Here is an 18,875-nt window from a genome sequence, read left to right on the forward strand (position 1 = left end):
AAAAGTTGCGTTTAAAGTTATTTGACGCGAACGCGCTGTGCCGATGTTCCGATGCGAACCATGTAAATGCCAGTATTCGGAACCGGGATTTCAAAGTTCGAGGATTCGACAACGCCCTTACGGACAACTCTACCTTGCAGGTCGAGAACAGCAAACTGCTTACCCACAGTAGAACCGCTAACCTGAATGCTACGGTTACCCGCAGAAAGTCCGAAGGTCTTAACGCCCTTGACGCCAGCAATCGAAGTTTCCTGATCGGTGATTTTGAACGAACCATCGATAGTCACAACAAAGTTGATATTTTCAAAGTTCGGCGAAATATTGACAAAGTCCGAAGCAACAAGGCCCATGGGGTAATCGCCAAGTTCCTTTTCGGTCATGGTCATTTCACCCTTATAGCTCACAAATTCCTTCTTGTAAGCGAACTCTTCGGGCAACCACGGTTCACCAGGAATACGCATCGGGCTTACATCAAAGCTCTTATTAACTGTAATTTCTTCGCCATCATTATACTTGGCTACAATGTTTTCTCCATAAATTGCCACAGTGATTCTCTGAGTGCATGGCTTAATCGTAAATTCACCCTGACGGATTTTCACGCTGTAATTCTTGCTCGGTTCTTCCTTGGCGAATGTTGCAGAAATTGCATAAGTTTCATCATCCAGAAGCACGTTTTCACCTTCCTGACGCTTCAGCACAAGTTCCGGCAATTCATCGCCTTCAAGGAGACCTTCAACCTTATATGTATACTTTTCAGGATCGGCTTCGCTATAGAACTTAGACGTATCTTGAACGGTCACGGTCACAACCTTGGGCTTCACCGTAAGAGCATTTGCAACATACTTTGTTACGGTATAGTTACTATTTGTCGGATTCTTCTGATCGAATGTCAAAGCATATTCACCGGCATCGAGGAGTCCCGACTTGTTGAGAGTCACGTGGATATTATCGAGTTCGTCACCTTCCAAGAGGCTATCTGCAAACCACGTAAATTCAGCAGGGATTTCATCACCGAAGGTGATTGTATCAGCCTTGGCGGTAACCACCAAAGACCTCGGATCAATCTGCAATGCACCATCCGTAATATTGAAAGTCACATTGGTATAGTTGACAGAAGTATTCTTGAATGCGCTTGCAGAAAGGCCCATCGTGTACTTGCCGACATCCTTTCCAGAAACTACAGAATCACCGGTATATTCAACAAACTTGAGGGAGTAAGCTTCGCTATTGGCAGAGATGTCAAAGCCCTTCACAGTATGTTCTTTACCATCATATTGAAGCAATTCGGTATGGCCCTTAACAGTTACCACAATCTTGTCGTTGTTAGCAGTAATGGTCAACTTGCCATCTTCGGTACTTACAACATAATTCGGATTTGATTTTTCATCGACGCTTGCTGTAATAGCGTATTCGCCAGCATCTTCGCCAGCTTCGCGCATCAAGGCAACACCCTTCAGTTCATCTTGTACACCACCAAGCGTTACAATACCGTCAACTGTGTAAGCCAGTTCGGGATCCTTTTCACCAAACTTTTTGGTAATGTTCGTTACCTTCAGAGTAACGTCCTTCTTCGTAATGGTAAGGTAACCGGGCACGACTGTCAACGTGTAGTTCGAATTAGAACCTTCTGCGAAATCAACGCTAACCTTGTATTTGCCGACATCTTCACCTTCAGCACGAGTTAGAGTTGCACCACTAAGGCTTTCACCCTTGACAAGACCATCTGCAGTGAAGGTGAACTTCGGGTCCTTGTCGCCATAAGTTTTTTCAGCTTCGTCAACGTTGACCGTGACAGCCTTCTTTTTAACAGTGAGCGTACCGCTCTTTGTCGTCACCTTGTAGTTCGGATTCGACTTGACATTCACGCTTGCAGAGATTGCATACTCGCCAACACTTTCAAGGTCAGTAGAAGAGCACTTTGCACATGTAAGCGAAACATCCTTCAGTTCGTCCGTACCGACAAGACCTGTAGCCTTGTATGTAAATGCAGGAGTTGCTTCGCCATAAGTTTTCGAGACGTTATCCACGGTCACCGTGGCAGCAGCAGGCTGAACAACAAACGTTCCAGAAACAGCATAGATGTAGTAATCGGCAGTTTCTTTACAGTAAGCCGGTTCGCAGCCTGTAATTTTAGGCGGCTTATCGCTATACTCTGTACCATCAATGCTAACGCTAATCTTGTAGCTGCCAGCATTTTCACCTTCAGCGCGAGCCAAAGTAATCTTGCCTAACTTTTCATAATCAGCTGCGGTGATGTTACCAACAATATCGTATTTGAAATCCTTCGGATCACTTTCACCATAGACTTTTGCTGTACTCGTGACAACAATGTTAATCTTGGTCTTGATAATGACCATAGACGCAGGATCGATAAGGAAATCGTAATTGGGGAAAAGTTCGGTCAAATTTACAGACGGATCTTTGGAAATTTTAAACTTGGCTCCGACTTCTTCTTCACCTTCGGCGACAACCAATTTCAAATTTTTATTCAAAGCCGAAGTGAAATTATCCAAAGTATCGGCATTAAGCGTGCTCATTTCACTATCTTCACCGATAGTCCAAGTCAGGTCTGGAGTTTTACCACCCAGTTCTTTTTCTACATCGTCAATGACTATATGGACGCCTTTAGGAGTAATTTCAAAGGTCTTCGTGGCAACATCGCCATTACTCAAAGTCACGGTTACGGAACCAGCATCAGAACCGGCATTTATATTTTTACCGTAAGTAATTTTGGTAAAGTCGGACTCAAAAAACTCATCGTTACCGCATATAACCTTTTTAACGGTAGGCTTCACCTGGTTACCGGTGAACTCCAAATTATTAGTCGATATGTTGACTGTACAGGAACCCGCGGCAAATGCACTAGAGAATGCTGCCGACATAGCAAAAGCAAACAATGCAATTTTTTTCATCATAAACCACTCTCTTTTAATCAAACCCTATACAAAATATAATTTTTTACTTACGTTTTCAACTGCCAACATCGTCAAAACGTTGTAAAATGGCACAATAACGACAAAAAACCGCCCCTTTTGAGGAGCGGCCTTCAAACTTTAAGTGGGTTGAGAATTACATTTGGGTGCTACGCACCCGTCCGTAACTGCACCTCGGTCATAAGTTCAAACTAGTTTGAACTTGCGACTCTCGGTTTGTTACTTCTCAGCAACCACCCAAACCTTGACCTGTGCTTCAACGTCGCTGAAGACCTTGACAGTCACGGTGTAAACACCGAGCTGCTTGATCGGTTCAGCAAGGTCGATCTGAGCACGGGAAACCTTAACACCAGCCTTAGTGATTGCTTCAGCGATGTCACCTGCGGTCACAGAACCGTAGAGACGTTCGCCTTCAACAACGCGGCGTTCGAGGTTGACAGAAACCTGTGCGAGCTTTGCAGCCACGTCACCAGCAGCAGCGAGTTCCTTCTGGAACTGAGCTTCAACAGCAGCGCGGTTGTTTTCGATTTCGAGCTTGGCTTCCTTAGTTGCGCGAACAGCGAGCTTACGCGGGAAGAGGTAGTTACGTGCGTAACCATCCTTAACCTTCACGACGTCGAGCATCTTGCCCAAGTGGGGGACATTAGCCTTAAGAATAATTTCCATAGTCTAGTTCCTCCTATTAGCGCATGCTGTCCGAAACGAACGGGAGAATAGCCATCTGACGGGCACGCTTGATAGCTTCGTTCAGCATACGCTGATACTTAGCGGAAGTGCCAGAAATGCGGCGCGGGATGATCTTGCCACGTTCAGAGATAAAGCGACGAAGAGTCTTTTCGTCCTTGTAGTCAATGAACTTGACGTTGTTCTCAGTGAACCAGCAAGTCTTCTTGCGGCGAATACGAGTAGCCTGCTTCTTATCTTCAAAAGCCATTATTCAGCCTCCCCTTCTTCTGCGTCAACCGGGATGATTTCTTCGGTGGACTGTGTCTGAGTCTGATCATAAACGATTTCGCTCATCGGATAATCAGCGAGGGTCATCCAACGGAGAACGTTTTCATTCAGCTTGAGAGCGGCTTCCATAGCAGCGACCGTTGCAGCTTCTGCCTTGTAGTAGAAGATGACATAGTAGCCGTGCTGGCGCTTGTTGATTGTGTATGCGAGCTTACGCTTGCCCCAGTCGTCACGGCGGAGAATTTCGCCGTTGCCGCTGGTGATGTTCTTGCCGATGGTCTCGACTTCAGCCTTGATAGCGTCGTCAGAGATCATAGCGTCGATGATCACCATCGTTTCGTATTGTCTCATAATGAGTCCCTTTGGTCTATCGCCCAGGTACCACCATTGGCCCTGGGAGGGTTCCGATTAAATCGGTGTGCCTAATATAGAAAAAAGGATTTTTTATGTCAAACCTCGGGAGGCAGTCGAGTTAGGAATTAGGAGTTAGTATGCTTTAAATGCCGAACTGGAGACCGATAAATCCGGCTACAGCCCATTCCTTAACGCCACGGTTGAAATAGCGCTGGAAAATCATTTCAAAAGAAACCCACGTAGAACGGAGGTTTTTGCCCGCCCAAGGCCATGCCTCACGCAAGTTAAAAGCAACGCCAGGACTGAACGACACCAGTTGCGCCCATGATAAGTTGAACTCATAAGAAGCAGCTGCGCTAAGTCCCAAATAACGGAAAATGACAAGCCCCATGCCAGCTTCTACACCAAAAGTGAAGCCGTCGAGCGAAAACATTTTTTCGCAGTTCTTTTCGATTTGCAAAGAATCAGAGTCATCGTCGCTAGAAGATTCGCCATCAGACGATTCATCTTTTTTTACCCCATCACGGAGTTCATTTCGGAATTCGGACAAATCGGTCGTTTCCAGACCAAACATGGGAGAAATATAAAAGTCCGCACCTGTAAAGCCCCGATGGAAACGAACATTCAATCGATAGCGCTGGTACATGAGCATGACGTCGCGATCCAGCGTTCCACCAAAGAACCGAACATCAAAACCACCCGTGATGTATTCCTTGTAATGGTATTCCAATTGACCTTGCCACACGCCCAAACAATCGCAATCCTTGGATGCATTGAAAAGGCCGGCGCCGATACCTACAGAAAGTCCTTGACCTAGAAACGCAGACTGATGCGGCAAGGGAACATTACATTCTTCCTTAGCAACAGGCGTTGTCTTTTCAGGCATAACAACATAAACAGTATCAACGACAGTATCACGAACAACGTCATCTTTTTCCAGTTCAGCTATGGTTTCGTAATTTGAAGAAACCGAAGTTGTTGAGATAGGCGTAGCCTGCTTTGACTTATCCATGGACTTTGATTTGTCCACGGACTTCGGTGCAGTCTTTTTTTCGACAACAGTGGTTTTCTCTTTTTTTGTCTGCGAGCGCGAACGGGCAGAACCGGAACTTTTAGCTTCGGCATAGACGTTCAGAAACAGCAATAGGACTAAAAAAAGAATTCGCACGCTTGTAATTTAATAAAATCAATTGAAAAACGCAAAAGCTCCCGGCAGAAAAGCCAAGAGCCTTGCAAAATGATTTTTTAGAAACCGAGCGGTCTTTTTCATCAGCTTCGGCATCTGGAAAAGGAGGGTCTTAGGGAGGGCGGAGCCTTCCCTAGTCGCAAGGAACTTACGTTTAGTAAGTTCCTAACAGATGGCGCACACGGTCCATCATGACCTTGGCCTTGGCGCGGGCGCGTTCCTTACCGTAAGCAAGAATCTTTTCGATTTCATCGGTATGGTCGAGCAAATAGAAATACTTTTCGCGAGCGGCACCGAGATGTTCTTCGAGGACGTTCTGGAGTTCCTGCTTGGCATGCCCCCAGCCCATGCCGCCGGCGCGGTAGCGTGCTGCGAGAGCTTCGGTCTGTTCCGGCGTTGCAAAGAGTTTGTACAACTTAAACACGTTGCAAGTATCCGGATCCTTCGGTTCTTCGATGCTCTGGGAGTTCGTCACAATCTTGCCGAGACGCTTCTTGAGTGCCTTCGGTTCGAGGAAGATGTCGATGTAGTTGTCGTAGGACTTGCTCATCTTGCGACCATCGAGACCCGGGATAACACCAGTCGATTCCTGGAAAACCGGTTCCGGAATGGTGAACACGTCTTCGCCAAAATGCTTGTTGAACTTGATGGCGATATCGCGAGCAAATTCGACGTGTTGCTTTTGGTCCTTGCCCACCGGCACGATGTCGGCGCTGAACATGAGGATGTCGGCATCCATGAGGCACGGGTAGCAGTAAAGGCCCATGTTCACGTTGGAATCCACATCAACACCAGCAGCGGTGTTGGCTTCGACCTTGGCCTTGTAGGCATGGGCGCGGTTCATAAAGCCCTTCGGCGTAAAGCAGCTGAGAGCCCAGCTGAGTTCAAAGATTTCAGGAATATCGCTCTGCTTGTAGAACAGGGATTCTTCCGGGTTGAGACCGAGAGCGAGCCAAGTTGCAGCGACCTTGTAGATATTCGCACGCATTTCGGCGCCGTTCTGCACAGTCGTCAAAGCGTGATAGTCCGCAATGAAATAGACCGTGTCGTAAGTCTTTGTAAGTTCAAGAGCCGGGCGGATAGCGCCCACATAGTTGCCGAGATGGGGTGTGCCCGTCGGCTTGATACCGGTAAGTGAAATCTTTTTCATGGGGTGCAATTTAGGAAATTTTCACTGTGCGTTACAGCACACTTGCGCGGGGAAAGTGCTGTGTTGGGGTAAATTCGGGGGAAAAATAGCGCGCTATCGAATTCTTTTATTACATTTCTTTTCCAAATGATAAAAGACGAGAAATACATATTGGTAGATAGCGAAGAATCGCTCGCAGCTTTGCTTGCGGATTTGGAGCAATACGACATGGCCGCTGTCGACACCGAAGCGGATTCCATGTACCATTACACGGCTCGTCTCTGCCTCATCCAGATTACTATTGGCGAACACCATTATATTGTGGACCCGCTTTGTGGGCTGGATCTTGCACCGCTTTTTAAGGCACGTGCAATGCAGACACTGATTTTCCATGGTGCAGATTACGACCTTAGGCTCCTGTGGCAGACTTACGGTTTTTCACCGAAGAGCATTTTCGATACAATGCTTGCCGCAAAGATTTTGGGAGAACAGCACCTCGGGCTTGCCGATTTGGTCAAGGAATATTTTGGCGACGAGCTCAAAAAGGAAAACCAAAGAGCCGACTGGACGATTCGACCGCTTTCGTTGGACATGTGCGAATACGCTATCCACGACACGTTCTACCTTCATGAACTTTGTGCTATCTTAGCTGAAAAATTGCAACAAGCCGGACGCATGTGCTGGCTCACGGAACAGTGCAACGCACTCATTGAACACGCAAAAGCACCAAATGCTCCGAAAAAAGATCCTTGGCGCATTACAGGTTCTAGCATTTACGGGCCATGCGCACTGAACATTCTCAAACATTTGTGGGAATGGCGTGAAAAGCAGGCCGAAGAACTCGACCGACCGCCTTACAAGGTAATGCAGTCCGAACTGATGCTTGCGATTGTGAACGCCCAGAATTCGCATTTTCCGGATGTCGACGAAACGTACCTGCCGAAACTCCCCCGCAATTTTAAGGGAGATCGTCTGGAATCGTTCCTCAACATGCTCCGCGAAGCTGTAGCCGTCCCTGAATGTGACTGGCCCATGCGACTTCCCAAGGCACCACCACCGCCGGTCATTCCGCACTCCGATTTGCTCAGCGCTCTCAAAACATGGCGCGATGAAAAGGCCGAGGAACTGAAAATCGATGCAGCGCTCCTTGCGAACAAATCGCAATTGATCTGGCTTGCCGCTCCGGGAAACATCCCCTGGCAGACTCGCTACGAAGAAGCGCACCTGATGCACTGGCAGCAGAATGTCTGGAACGAAATTCTGCGTGACAAGTTGCCCACGGCAAAGCGCATTGGCGAAGAAGAATAAAGGTTTTATATGGCAGCGTCCATAGTAATTGTAATCCTCGTATTGCTGATTTTCGGCAGCAGCCCTATTGTCGAAATGATTTTGAAAATGCGCCGCATGAGAAAGGGCGATGACATTATCAAGGAACCGTGGCAAGAAATCCACGACATTCCGGGCTACCACGATGCAAGGAACATTGCCGCGTTCTACCCGCTCAAAGGCGAACCGAACATCATGCCCATCCTCGAAGAACTCGCCACCGAAGGCCGCTTGTTGCTCCCTAAATGCGAGGGTGAAGGCATTATGCACTTCTACAAGATTGCAAGCCTCAAGAAAGACTTGGTCAAGGGGCACTATGGTATTATGGAACCCCGCGAAGGCATCGAGAAGTTCGATGGAGACATTCCAGTGTTCCTGGTCCCCGGTGTCAAGTTCAACTGGGACGGTAGCAGACAAGGTCATGGTAAGGGCTATTACGACCGGTTCCTCGCCAAATACCCCAATTCGTTCAAAGCGGGTATTATGACCCCGGCACAGCTATCCAAAGAACCTCTTGAGCAAAAAGAAACTGATGTAAAGATGCACACGGTAATTGCCTGTAGAGAAAAGTACTAGCACGCAACAAGACGCGCGTATTCTAAATTTTTAATAGAGATGCCCGCTCAGCGGTGGGCATGACAATTTAAACCTTTTCATGGAGAATCCAGAAAATGAGTTTCAACAATGACGACAGCCGTCGCGGTTTTGGCAACGATCGCAAGCGCAACTTTGGCCGCTCCCCGCGCCCGAATTTTGACGAAAACAAGTTCAACCGCGAACACCCGGACGACGAACCGGCAAGCCGCACGGAACGCCGTGGAGGCATCGGAAGCCAGGCACACCTCCGTCGCGACCGCGACAATTTCGCCAACCGTCCGAGCCGATTCGAAGAACGCGCAGAACGCCGCAATTTGAACGACCGCCCCACCTTTGACGACCGTCGCGATTTCAACAGCGAGCGCCGCGGTTTTAATGAAAACCGCGCAGTTCCAGAAGGCGTCGTACCGGCAGTTGGCGATGCCGATGCAGCACCGCAAGTCGCAGTTGGAGGGATCAAGGAAGTTGAAGAACTTTTGAACAAGAGCCCGTTGCAGGTCCACCGCGTGCTCTTTATGCACAAGTCCGGCAACCCGAAGCTCTATGAACTCCAGAAGCTTGCCAAACGCGCCCATGTGCACGTTCAGCAGGTCGATTCCAAGATTCTCGATAGCTACGCCCGCCCGAACCACGGCGTTGTAGCCCTCATGAACGAGAAGGAACTCCTCAACTGGATGGATGTCCGCGAAGAATTCTTCAAGGCCCGTGATACCGGCGAAAAGAAACTTATCGCTGTTGCAACCAACATCGAAGACCCGCGTAACCTTGGCGCTTGCATCCGCAGTTCTCTTGCCCTGGGAGTCGACATTTTGCTCCTCCCCGCGAAGGGCATGTGCGGCATTACACCGAGCGTCGCCCGTACATCTGCAGGCGCCCTCGAAAAGCTCCGCATCTGCCGTCCGGACAATCTCGAAGGAGCCATTGGCGAACTCAAGATGGCCGGTTACCAGATTTTGGGACTCGATGCCGACACCGAAACAAACCTTGCTGGTTTCGACTTTGCAGACCACGTGGTGCTTGCCGTCGGTGGCGAAGACGTGGGCCTCCCCCCGTTCATCAAGAAGCAGTGCGACGCAGTGCTCCGCATCCCGATGAAGCCCGAAGCTCATTCATATAATGCATCAGTAGCCCTCTCACTCGGTCTTTACGAATACGCAAGATTGAGAATAAAAGCATAATTGCCGTTTTTATTCAAAAAGCGCCATTTTCCGTTGAAAATCCGCGTTGTAAAGTTGTAAACAAGAACAACGTGTAAACATAAATAAACGCACCCATTTCCTATGGGTGCATTTATTTTTATAGCTAGCAAAAAAAGGAATGTGGATTGTGCTATGATAAAAAAACTCGCTTTGTCGTGTAGTTTTGCGGCGGGCCTTTCGCTCGCGCAAACATACGATTTACCAATAGTATTCGTTGACACTAAAGGAAGATGCCTAGACAGCAAAGTCACAGAAAAAATTCCGGCCACAATGAAAGTACTGGACGGAAAGACGAATAACGTGGCTGATAGTGCCAAAGGAACACGTTACGATATTGGCATAAAAGTCCGTGGACAATCCTCGGCTTTGTTCCCCAAGCCAGGTTACGGCGTGGAAGTACGTGACGAAAAGGGAGAAGGCAAGGATGTAAGCCTGTTCGGGCTGCCTCCTTCTGACGACTGGGTTTTCCATGGTCCGTATGTTGACAAGAGCTTGGTGCGTAACGCACTTGCACACTGGCTCTTTAGGCAGGCAGGCCATTACAGCCCGCGTAGCAAGCATTTCGACCTGTACATCAACGGGGTCTATCGCGGAGTCTATGTGCTTCTCGAAAAAATCAAGCGTGACAAATACCGCGTCAATGTTAGCAAGCTCAAAGAAACAGATATCAGCGGCGAAGAAGTGACTGGCGGCTATATTTGGGCTTTCGACAAAACGGGAACTAACACGGGTGGCGCAGGCAATGGTCCCATCGAAAAGGAAGGTTTCAGCACCTCCGACGGTTTGAATGTCATTTTGCACTATCCCAAGAAGGAAAACATCAAGAGTGAGCAGGAAGCCTACCTGAAAAAGTACTTGAACGATCTTGAAGGCCTGTTCAAGAACGGCAAGAACGGTCAGGGGTATGAAAAATACGTCGATATGACTTCTGCGCTGGACTACGTGTTGCACGAAGAAGTGACCAACAACGCGGACTCCTACTGGTGCAGTTTCTTCTTGCACAAACCCAAGGACAAGATAGACTCGAACGGAGTCAAGACCGAAGGCAAAGTAACGCTCGGCCCCGCTTGGGATTTCAACCTCGCCATGAGCAACGGCTCCCAGCCTGAAAACGGCGGCGGCCAAGGTGGTCAAGGTGGCTGGAACCAGGGCGGCGGCATGTGGGGCGGCGGATTTGGCGGCGGCATGGGCGGCTTCACCAGTTCGGGCAACGGATGGCAAATTGAAAACAGCATGAAAAGTGGCCAAGGCATGATGGGCAGCTCCTTGAAGGCTCCGAACTGGCTCCTTGGCATGTGGAAGGACAGCCACTACCAAAGCGAACTCAAAAAACGCTGGGCGGAACTTCGCAGCGGCGTGTGGCACACCAAGACCATGGACAAGTATCTGGATTCCATGAAGACGTACCTGAAGAGTGCCGCCGACAGAAACTTCAAACGCTGGCCGAACTTGGGTAAATCTAGCGGTCAGGGCGACAACGATCCAGAGCCAATGAAATTCTGCAACCAAGGCGGTGGCGGCGGCGGCATGTGGAATATGAACATGCCCATGGGCGGCTACAATGCAACAACCTGGGACGGCGAATTCGAACATCTCCGCAAGAAGATGAAAGAAAGAATGGCCTGGATGGACCAGCAACTCGGATTTACCGAACCGGCCCAAGCCATCGTAACAGAACCGATTATCCATGAACCCGATTGGCAAAAGGAAGAAGAAGAAAAGCAAAAGCAAAAGGAAACAATACGAATAAGCAAATTAGGCAGACTATCACCGACAAACTACTTTGAGGTTAATGGCAACATGCTTGAAATTCAAACAGATATCGGTGGAACATTTGCCCTTATCGACCTGAACGGAGCTGTTCTGTACAAGACCCAAATCAAGACCGGGGTAACTACGGTGGAGATTCCGTCCAAGGCAAGGAACAAGCATTGGATAGCAACCCTTAACGGCAAGATGATGAATCGCTAACCAATCCGTAAATTGTGATTACAAAGAGCATCCCTAAACGGGATGCTTTTTTTGAGAAATATTGGCAAATTTCAGCCCATTTGAAAAATGTCAAACTCTCAACACTTTCATCGAGCAACACGCAATAAACATATCCCTCTATTGACAATTCATATAGATTACGATAAGGAGTATTGCCTAAGGAGTATCCGCATGTCAATCAAACCTAAAAAACTACTCTGCGCGCTAATCTACGCAATATCTGTGCCTTTGTTTGCACAGACTTATGACTTACCCATTATTTTCGTTGACACCAAGCAAAAATGCCTTGACAAAAATGTCACCGAAAAAATTCCCGCAACCATGAAGGTTCTTGACGGGAAAACGAACAACGTTGCAGACAGTGCCAAGGGCACTCTCTACGATATCGGCATCAAGGTCAGAGGACAGTCTTCCGCTATGTTCCCGAAGCCCGGCTACAGCGTTGAAGTTCGCGATGAAAAAGGCGAAGGCAAGGACGTCAGCATGTTCAACCTCCCGCCTGCAGACGACTGGGTATTCCATGGTCCTTATGTAGACAAAAGTTTATTACGTAACGCGCTCGCCTACTGGCTCTTTAGACAAGCAGGCCGTTACGCCCCGCGTACCAAGCATTTTGACCTTTACATCAACGGTGTGTACCGTGGCGTGTACGTGATGGTCGAAAAAATCAAACGCGGCAAGTACCGCGTCAACGTGAGCAAGCTTAAAGAAACCGACATCGCAGGCGATAGCCTCACGGGCGGCTACATTTGGGCATTCGACAAGGTCGGCACCAACACGGGTGGCGGCGGTAGCAATAACCAGGGCGGTATTCAGGCCGAAGGTTTCAATACCTCCGATGGTTTGAACGTCATTATGCACTACCCCAAAAAAGCAAACCTCCAAAAGCAACAGGAAGAATACCTGAAAAAGTACTTGAACGATCTTGAAGGTTTGTTCAAGAATGGCGGTAGCGGAAAGGGCTACGACAAGTACGTCGACGTAGGCTCTGCTGTAGACTATGTTTTGCATCAGGAAGTGACGAACAACGCAGACTCCTACTGGTGCAGCTTCTTCTTGCACAAACCCAAGGACAAGGGAGGCAAGAACGGCAAGGAATTTAAAGAAGGCAAAGTCACTCTTGGCCCTCCGTGGGACTTCAACCTCGCTATGAGCAATGGTAGCCAGCCCGAAAATGGTGGTGGCCAAGGCGGCGGTGGCGGCGGCTTTGGCGGTGGATTCGGAGGCGGCTTTGGAAGCTCGGGTACAACCGGCTGGCAAATCGAAAATTCGAGCAAAGCTGGCGGCGGCATGATGGGCATGGGCGGAGGCTCCTTGAAGGCTCCGAACTGGCTCCTCAAAATGTGGAAGGACAACGATTACCAGAAGGAGCTGAAGGAACGTTGGGCAGAACTCCGCAGTGGCGTTTGGCACACCAAGACTTTGGATCTCTACCTCGATTCCATGAAGACGTACCTCAAGAACGCAGCCGACAGAAACTTCAAACGTTGGCCGAACTTGGGCAAATCAAGCGGTCAGAACGATGCGGACCCGCAGCCAATGAAATACTGCAATAGCAGCAGTGGCGGTGGCTTTGGCATGCCTATGGGTGGCTACAATGCAACCACTTGGGATGGCGAAGTGGAACATCTCCGCAAGAAGATGAAAGAAAGAATGCAGTGGATGGACCAACAGCTTGGTTTCAAGGAACCGGCACAGGCCATCGTCACGGAACCGATTATCCACGAACCTGACTGGCAAAATGACGAAAGGGACAATGGCGATACGATTCCGATGAACATCCACATGGATGAGTGGAGCAGACTCTCTCCGACAAACTTCTTTGTTGTCATCGGCAATTACCTCGAAGTCAACACAGATATCGGTGGAACATTCGCCATTATCGATTTGAACGGTGCAGTTTTGTACAAGACACGAGTTGAAAAGGGAAAGACTACTTTGGAAGTTCCTGCCAAGGCAAGAGACAAACATTGGATTGCAACTCTTAATGGCAAGATGCTTTCAAGATAAACTTCTAATTGAATTCCTCACTTAATAGAAATGCCGGCTCACCAATGAGTCGGCATTTTCCTTTTTCTTAAAGGCGCGGATTTACGTGTTCCAGAGCCAAGTGCTGAGGTAACGTTCGCCAGTATCCGGGAGCACTGCGACAATGCGCTTACCCTTGAATTCCGGGCGTTTTGCGACAGTAAGAGCGCATTCGAGAGCGGCACCCGACGAAATCCCGACGAAGATTCCTTCTTCGGCAGCGGCAGCGCGTGCGGCGTTCCCAGCCTTTTCGGTACTCGTGAGGTACACTTCGTCAATCACCTTCGGGTCGTAATTCTTTGGAACAAAGTTTGCACCGATGCCCTGAATCTTGTGCGGCCCTGCATAACCCTTAGAAATCATTGGAGAATCGTCCGGTTCAATTGCGATTACGTAGATGCTCGGATTCTTTTCCTTGAGGAACTTTGCCGTGCCAGAAACAGTTCCACCCGTGCCAGCAGTCGCAATGAACACATCCACCTTGCCATCCGTATCGCGCCAAATTTCTGGACCGGTCGTGAGGTAATGCGCTTCGGGATTTGCCGGATTGTCGAACTGCTGCGGAATAAAACTCCCCGGATTAGCGGCAGCGATTTCGTTCGCCTTTGCGATGCAGCCCGCCATGCCCTTAGCACCTTCGGTAAGCACCACTTCGGCACCGAGCGACTTCAAAAGCATACGGCGTTCCATGCTCATGGAATCCGGCATCGTGAGCACCACCTTGTAGCCCTTGACTGCACCGACATAAGCAAGACCAACGCCTGTGTTACCGCTCGTCGGTTCGATGATAAGCGCACCCGGCTTGAGCTTGCCTTCCTGTTCGGCACGTTCAATCATGTTGAGCGCTACGCGGTCTTTTGCGCTACCGAGCGGGTTGAACATTTCGAGTTTGACATAGACTTCGGCATCGCCCTTGTTGAGCTTGTTGATGCGAACAAGCGGTGTATTGCCAATCGTTTCGAGAATGTTGTTATAAATAGCCATAAAAAAAGTTCTCCGTACTGTACGGAGAACAATCTAGTATTTTTTTGATGTTTTAAGCCCCTCGCCGGAGTTTATCCCGGACGTTTGTTCCGGGACAGGGTGACGAATGATTTTGTCGCAATGGATTCTATCGGATGATACTCACCCTCCAGAACGACAGAATCCGAGAATATATTAATCTAGAACAGCTTGGACAAGAGTCGACTTATTCACGCATAAATTCGCCTGCTGGCCAAGAATCGCTTCGAGCGTGATGCCCGAGAAATTTTTGACGGCACAAGCCATTGCTAAATTCTGCAACGTCAGGAACATTTCCGATGAAGGATAATTATAGAACGAACCCGCCGTCGCTTCGCACTCCGTTCTGAACAAAGTTTCAGCATATTCTTTATACAAAGGCGAATTTAAACCGCCTGACACCATATAAAGTATTACAGAATCAGAGACACTAAGAATCGTATTTTCAAGACGATTTTCCATAGACAAATCAACATTAAGCATTAGCCCTTGTTCTTCGCTATATACACTGACATCGCAACGAGGACGTACATTATACTTTTCTGGAGAAGTTTTAAAAACATACTTCGCCGCACTATAGATGCGCAAATCATTAGTTGCACTTACTACAGATTTTGAGGGATAAGCCATCGCAAGGCTATCCAATACAGCACGCTCATCATCAGAGACATTCAATGTTTCGACATTCGGCTTTATGATAAAAGAACGATTCGCGCTTGTATCGATACCCACAGCAGGCATTGAAGGCAAGTCATGTTGCATAGCGGTCGTATCAATACCAACAGCAATATTGTCACAGGCTTCACGAGATTCTCTCAAGAAATCCGTCACGATTGAATCGAATACAACCTCAGCAACAGGACCTTTTGTTTCGCAATCTTGTCCATTACTGCAAACTGTTACTGAATCAGTCTTTGACAAATAACAAAATGCTTTAAATCTGCCTTTATTGCAAGCACCTTCAGGATGGCGCTCAGAATCAACGATAATTCCAGAAGCGCATGAGTTTTTAAACTTATCATAAATACTATCACAAGCATCGTCAAAGCCTGATATCATCATCGACTTTACAAACATATGAGCATAGTCAACATTGAACCGAGCTAGATAACTCCTATACCCAGCAGAGCACTGAGCTTCGGCACCAAATTCTTCGCCATAGACGGAGGCCTCGCCATGAGTAAGAGCCATTACCTGCGTTGGTTTTGTCGTAAATTCAATAAAATATTCTCCAACATTCGAGCTACTGCTAGAAATTGAACTCGATGAAACCACCGAAGAACTGCTATTGTTTGCACCATCCGACGAGCTACTGTTATTCGCCATGGTACTCGGCTCAATCGCAGCACCACTCACCGAGTCATCGGAACAAGCAGCCAAGGCAAGGAGCCCTGCCGCCATAGTGAATTTAATTACGTTATTCATGGGATTCCTCCTCGACCTTTTTTGTTAAAGGGAACAACTGAAGATTCAGTCGATAAACTTGATTGAGATTTTCATATTCCGCCGCGATACTCACCGCCTTTCGGATAAACACATCCATTTCCTGCGAAATGCGGGCGTAAGCCTCTTCGCAAAGTCCAAGTGTTACACCCGTAATATGGCGTTCTTCCGAAGGAAACTTGTCTATAGCCATTCTTGCAAGCGAAGCCATTTCCTTGTGCATCGCACGAATCGCAATAGGCACTGACTCCTTGGAACCGATTACCGTCTTTTCGGTTTGCACGTATGTATGTTCCGCCTCGCGCTTGAGAAAACCCGTCTGCACGAGGAACGCAAGCGAATCACGCACCTGTTCTGCAGAAATCACCTGATGGCAAGTTTTCGCCATTTCCAGCGGACGCTTTCCGGGCATCATCGGAGCAAGTTCGCGAATCGTCGGATTTTTCCAAGAATCGTAAAATCGAAATGCTTCGGCATCGACAACACGCACTTTGTGTTCCCGCGCAATCTTCTGCATTTCAAGGAGCGCCTCTTTTTTCACAGAGTCTTTCGTGGCATTGCCGAACTTGACCATTTGCGTGAAATACGCAAACTCGTGCCCCACAAGCCCCATCGCATGCGCGACTTGATCCATCTTGACGAGACTCAAGCTGCTCTTACCTTCGCAAACAAGCTTTAGGTAAACCGGCGACTTGAATCCCGCCAATTTGGAAAATTCCCGCCACGAGAACGCGCTCGTCCTTTTACGCTCTTCGTAAAAGTCCTGCATGTACAGGCGGTAATCCTTATATTCTGTTATCGGTTTCATGTTAGTGATTAGTGGTTGGTGGTTAGTAAACAGGATTCAATCCCGAGCTTTACATGAATAAATTTAGATTTTCAACGGAACACACGCAATACAAAAATGATACAAAATTAAAGATTTTTACAAAAATACGGCTATTTTTTATGAATATTTTCATTTTTAAAAACCAAAAGATACACTTCGTATCATTTGACGAAAAACCGCAAAGAAACAGAATACAGGATATTTTTCCATAGTATCCGAAAACAACCGCAATTATCCGCAAAAAAGAGGTATATTAGAAACAAAACCTATCAAATAAGGGAGTTTTTATGGCAAACAAATACGCAGGAACCCAAACCGAAAAGAACCTTGAAGCAGCATTCGCCGGCGAATCGCAGGCTCGCAACAAGTACACCTACTTTGCAAGCCGCGCCAAAAAGGACGGATTCGAACAGATCGCAGCCTTGTTCCAGAAGACAGCTGACAACGAAAAAGAACACGCTAAGCTTTGGTTCAAGGAACTCGAAGGCATCGGTGATACCGCCCAGAACCTGAAAGCTGCCGCTGATGGCGAAAACTACGAATGGACCGACATGTACGAAGGCTTCGCGAAGACCGCTGAAGAAGAAGGCTTCACCGCTCTCGCCGCCAAGTTCCGCAAAGTCGCCGCCATCGAAAAGATGCACGAAGAACGCTACCGCAAGCTCCTCCAGAACGTAGAAACGGCTAAGGTATTCGAAAAGAGCGAAGTCAAGGTTTGGGAATGTCGCAACTGCGGACACATCGTTGTGGGCACCAAGGCCCCGGAAGTCTGCCCCGTCTGCGCCCACCCGCAGGCATACTTTGAAGTACATGAGGAAAACTTCTAATCATTAAATCTGTTTGAGATAGAAAGCCGCCAACTTAACGTTGGCGGTATTTTTTTTTGCAGAAAGAGCGACACACCTCTCCCATTCGTCATTCAGAGGGGCAAAGCCCCGAAGAATCCAGTTACAAATCTTATAACGACACTATTCGCTTATATTGGCGGGATAAATTTGCATTTGGCGGATTAAATGGCGGATTAAATGGCGGATTAAATGGCGGGATAAAACAACAAGTGGCGGGATATTTTTTCGCAACAGCATTCTTTCGAGAATCCTTGTTTCCAAGAATCTACTATTTAGCGAATACGAGATGCTATAGAATTTAATTCTGAACGCAAACAATCTATACTTGAAGAAATATTTTTCAAATTACGATTAAGTCTATCACCATGAGACCTAATCTCATTAAATTGTAATAAATTTTCAAAGCATTCAGTGCGACCATTAAATTCAAATTGGAACCGAGCGATCAATGGCGTTTTTAAAGCAAGAACATGTTTATAATCTAGATTTTTATCGCCAAGAGGAATAAAAAATTCAACGCCTGCAGGAATCAACGCAAACGATACAGAGGCTTCCAATTTTTGTTTTAAATGAATAAGAGCTTGTTTTTCATTTGAATTTTCATCAAAAGAAATTGTAGTCGAAAATTTTCGGCATGTTGATTTTCCAATATTCTTTATTACCAAATATAGACCACTTTGAATATCTATATAGGCATTAATATAAGGCCGAATATCCTTGTTGATTTGTTCCTCTAAAAGTTTTACCTGATTAGCTTGTTCTTTCGCAGCCGCTTCTTGAGCTTCCGCTTGACGTTTTAGTTCTTCGCGTGTTAATTTCAGTTCCTCTCGTTGCAACTCAAGATCTTTTCTCTGCAAATGAATTGTGTAAATCAACCCACCAAAAGCCAGTAACGAAACAAGGGCATTAAAACTACCGAAAAAATCTCCATACTGTCCTAATTTTTCGAAATCAACACCACATAACTTAACTAAAAATAGGGGTAGCAAGAATGCGATAAAAACGACCGCAAGAGATATAGAAAAAATCTTTTTTTTCATAATTTAAAATTTATC

Annotated in this window: 16 protein-coding genes; 6 read left to right on the forward strand and 10 right to left on the reverse strand. The window is 47.4% G+C overall.

The genetic code is table 11. The features are described 5' to 3' along the window. Nucleotides 1–17: 17 nt before the first annotated feature. From BUQ91_RS08505 to BUQ91_RS08530, 6 genes are all read right to left on the reverse strand, one after another. Nucleotides 18–2,915: an MBG domain-containing protein gene (locus tag BUQ91_RS08505; protein ID WP_074208863.1), complete on the reverse strand. Its 2,898-nt coding sequence runs from the start codon at nucleotides 2,913–2,915 to the stop codon at nucleotides 18–20. Nucleotides 2,916–3,152: 237 nt separating this feature from the next. Next, nucleotides 3,153–3,599 carry a 50S ribosomal protein L9 gene (gene rplI, locus BUQ91_RS08510; RefSeq protein ID WP_012820326.1) on the reverse strand — a complete coding sequence of 149 codons (447 nt, stop codon included), beginning with the start codon at nucleotides 3,597–3,599 and terminating at the stop codon, nucleotides 3,153–3,155. 16 nt (nucleotides 3,600–3,615) lie between these two features. Beyond that, the gene (gene rpsR, locus BUQ91_RS08515) at nucleotides 3,616–3,867 is read right to left on the reverse strand and encodes a 30S ribosomal protein S18 (protein WP_012820327.1); all 252 of its coding nucleotides are present in this window, start codon (nucleotides 3,865–3,867) and stop codon (nucleotides 3,616–3,618) included. Next, nucleotides 3,867–4,238, reverse strand: coding sequence for a 30S ribosomal protein S6 (rpsF, locus tag BUQ91_RS08520; RefSeq protein ID WP_072826812.1), 372 nt, complete (start codon nucleotides 4,236–4,238; stop codon nucleotides 3,867–3,869). The genes rpsR and rpsF overlap by 1 nt, the downstream gene beginning before the upstream one ends. A gap of 145 nt (nucleotides 4,239–4,383) precedes the next feature. Then, nucleotides 4,384–5,385, reverse strand: a complete 1,002-nt coding sequence (locus BUQ91_RS08525) for a hypothetical protein (RefSeq protein WP_254842296.1) — start codon at nucleotides 5,383–5,385, stop codon at nucleotides 4,384–4,386. A gap of 196 nt (nucleotides 5,386–5,581) precedes the next feature. Then, a complete protein-coding gene (locus tag BUQ91_RS08530; protein ID WP_072826810.1) occupies nucleotides 5,582–6,577 on the reverse strand; it encodes a tryptophan--tRNA ligase in 996 nt (331 codons plus the stop codon). Nucleotides 6,578–6,727: 150 nt separating this feature from the next. On the opposite strand from BUQ91_RS08530, the gene BUQ91_RS08535 reads away from it, so the two are divergent. From BUQ91_RS08535 to BUQ91_RS08555, 5 genes are all read left to right on the forward strand, one after another. Beyond that, nucleotides 6,728–7,864 carry a ribonuclease D gene (locus BUQ91_RS08535; protein WP_254794256.1) on the forward strand — a complete coding sequence of 379 codons (1,137 nt, stop codon included), beginning with the start codon at nucleotides 6,728–6,730 and terminating at the stop codon, nucleotides 7,862–7,864. A gap of 9 nt (nucleotides 7,865–7,873) precedes the next feature. Next, nucleotides 7,874–8,458, forward strand: a complete 585-nt coding sequence (locus BUQ91_RS08540) for a 5-formyltetrahydrofolate cyclo-ligase (protein WP_074208865.1) — start codon at nucleotides 7,874–7,876, stop codon at nucleotides 8,456–8,458. Between the two features lie 95 nt (nucleotides 8,459–8,553). After that, nucleotides 8,554–9,657 carry a TrmH family RNA methyltransferase gene (locus BUQ91_RS08545; protein WP_074208866.1) on the forward strand — a complete coding sequence of 368 codons (1,104 nt, stop codon included), beginning with the start codon at nucleotides 8,554–8,556 and terminating at the stop codon, nucleotides 9,655–9,657. 153 nt (nucleotides 9,658–9,810) lie between these two features. Then, complete coding sequence (locus tag BUQ91_RS08550; protein WP_074208966.1) at nucleotides 9,811–11,649, forward strand: CotH kinase family protein; 1,839 nt, start codon at nucleotides 9,811–9,813, stop codon at nucleotides 11,647–11,649. Nucleotides 11,650–11,841: 192 nt separating this feature from the next. After that, nucleotides 11,842–13,680, forward strand: a complete 1,839-nt coding sequence (locus tag BUQ91_RS08555) for a CotH kinase family protein (RefSeq protein WP_083601181.1) — start codon at nucleotides 11,842–11,844, stop codon at nucleotides 13,678–13,680. 81 nt (nucleotides 13,681–13,761) lie between these two features. On the opposite strand, the gene cysK is transcribed toward BUQ91_RS08555, so the two are convergent. From cysK to BUQ91_RS08570, 3 genes are all read right to left on the reverse strand, one after another. Then, a complete protein-coding gene (cysK, locus tag BUQ91_RS08560) occupies nucleotides 13,762–14,682 on the reverse strand; it encodes a cysteine synthase A (RefSeq protein WP_074208867.1) in 921 nt (306 codons plus the stop codon). A 174-nt stretch (nucleotides 14,683–14,856) separates the two neighbouring features. Further along, nucleotides 14,857–16,125, reverse strand: a complete 1,269-nt coding sequence (locus BUQ91_RS08565) for a hypothetical protein (protein WP_074208868.1) — start codon at nucleotides 16,123–16,125, stop codon at nucleotides 14,857–14,859. Continuing rightward, nucleotides 16,118–16,951: a TIGR02147 family protein gene (locus tag BUQ91_RS08570; RefSeq protein ID WP_074208869.1), complete on the reverse strand. Its 834-nt coding sequence runs from the start codon at nucleotides 16,949–16,951 to the stop codon at nucleotides 16,118–16,120. The genes BUQ91_RS08565 and BUQ91_RS08570 overlap by 8 nt, the downstream gene beginning before the upstream one ends. Before the next feature lie 308 nt (nucleotides 16,952–17,259). Between BUQ91_RS08570 and rbr the strand changes: the two genes are divergently transcribed. Then, on the forward strand, nucleotides 17,260–17,799 hold the full coding sequence (gene rbr, locus BUQ91_RS08580) for a rubrerythrin (protein WP_074208871.1): 540 nt from the start codon (nucleotides 17,260–17,262) through the stop codon (nucleotides 17,797–17,799). A gap of 293 nt (nucleotides 17,800–18,092) precedes the next feature. Here rbr and BUQ91_RS08585 read toward each other — a convergent pair whose 3' ends face one another. Continuing rightward, a complete protein-coding gene (locus BUQ91_RS08585) occupies nucleotides 18,093–18,860 on the reverse strand; it encodes a hypothetical protein (RefSeq protein ID WP_074208872.1) in 768 nt (255 codons plus the stop codon). Nucleotides 18,861–18,875 lie beyond the last annotated feature (15 nt).

The organism is Fibrobacter sp. UWB11 (assembly GCF_900143015.1).
Lineage (GTDB): Bacteria > Fibrobacterota > Fibrobacteria > Fibrobacterales > Fibrobacteraceae > Fibrobacter.

Coding starts and splice junctions, on each gene's coding strand:
- BUQ91_RS08585 (WP_074208872.1), bottom strand. CDS start 18,860: ATGAAAAAAAAGATTTTTTCTATATCTCTTGCGGTCGTTTTTATCGCA.
- BUQ91_RS08555 (WP_083601181.1), top strand. CDS start 11,842: ATGTCAATCAAACCTAAAAAACTACTCTGCGCGCTAATCTACGCAATA.
- BUQ91_RS08530 (WP_072826810.1), bottom strand. CDS start 6,577: ATGAAAAAGATTTCACTTACCGGTATCAAGCCGACGGGCACACCCCAT.
- BUQ91_RS08505 (WP_074208863.1), bottom strand. CDS start 2,915: ATGATGAAAAAAATTGCATTGTTTGCTTTTGCTATGTCGGCAGCATTC.
- cysK (WP_074208867.1), bottom strand. CDS start 14,682: ATGGCTATTTATAACAACATTCTCGAAACGATTGGCAATACACCGCTT.
- rpsR (WP_012820327.1), bottom strand. CDS start 3,867: ATGGCTTTTGAAGATAAGAAGCAGGCTACTCGTATTCGCCGCAAGAAG.
- BUQ91_RS08550 (WP_074208966.1), top strand. CDS start 9,811: ATGATAAAAAAACTCGCTTTGTCGTGTAGTTTTGCGGCGGGCCTTTCG.
- rpsF (WP_072826812.1), bottom strand. CDS start 4,238: ATGAGACAATACGAAACGATGGTGATCATCGACGCTATGATCTCTGAC.
- BUQ91_RS08565 (WP_074208868.1), bottom strand. CDS start 16,125: ATGAATAACGTAATTAAATTCACTATGGCGGCAGGGCTCCTTGCCTTG.
- BUQ91_RS08545 (WP_074208866.1), top strand. CDS start 8,554: ATGAGTTTCAACAATGACGACAGCCGTCGCGGTTTTGGCAACGATCGC.
- rplI (WP_012820326.1), bottom strand. CDS start 3,599: ATGGAAATTATTCTTAAGGCTAATGTCCCCCACTTGGGCAAGATGCTC.
- BUQ91_RS08570 (WP_074208869.1), bottom strand. CDS start 16,951: ATGAAACCGATAACAGAATATAAGGATTACCGCCTGTACATGCAGGAC.
- rbr (WP_074208871.1), top strand. CDS start 17,260: ATGGCAAACAAATACGCAGGAACCCAAACCGAAAAGAACCTTGAAGCA.
- BUQ91_RS08540 (WP_074208865.1), top strand. CDS start 7,874: ATGGCAGCGTCCATAGTAATTGTAATCCTCGTATTGCTGATTTTCGGC.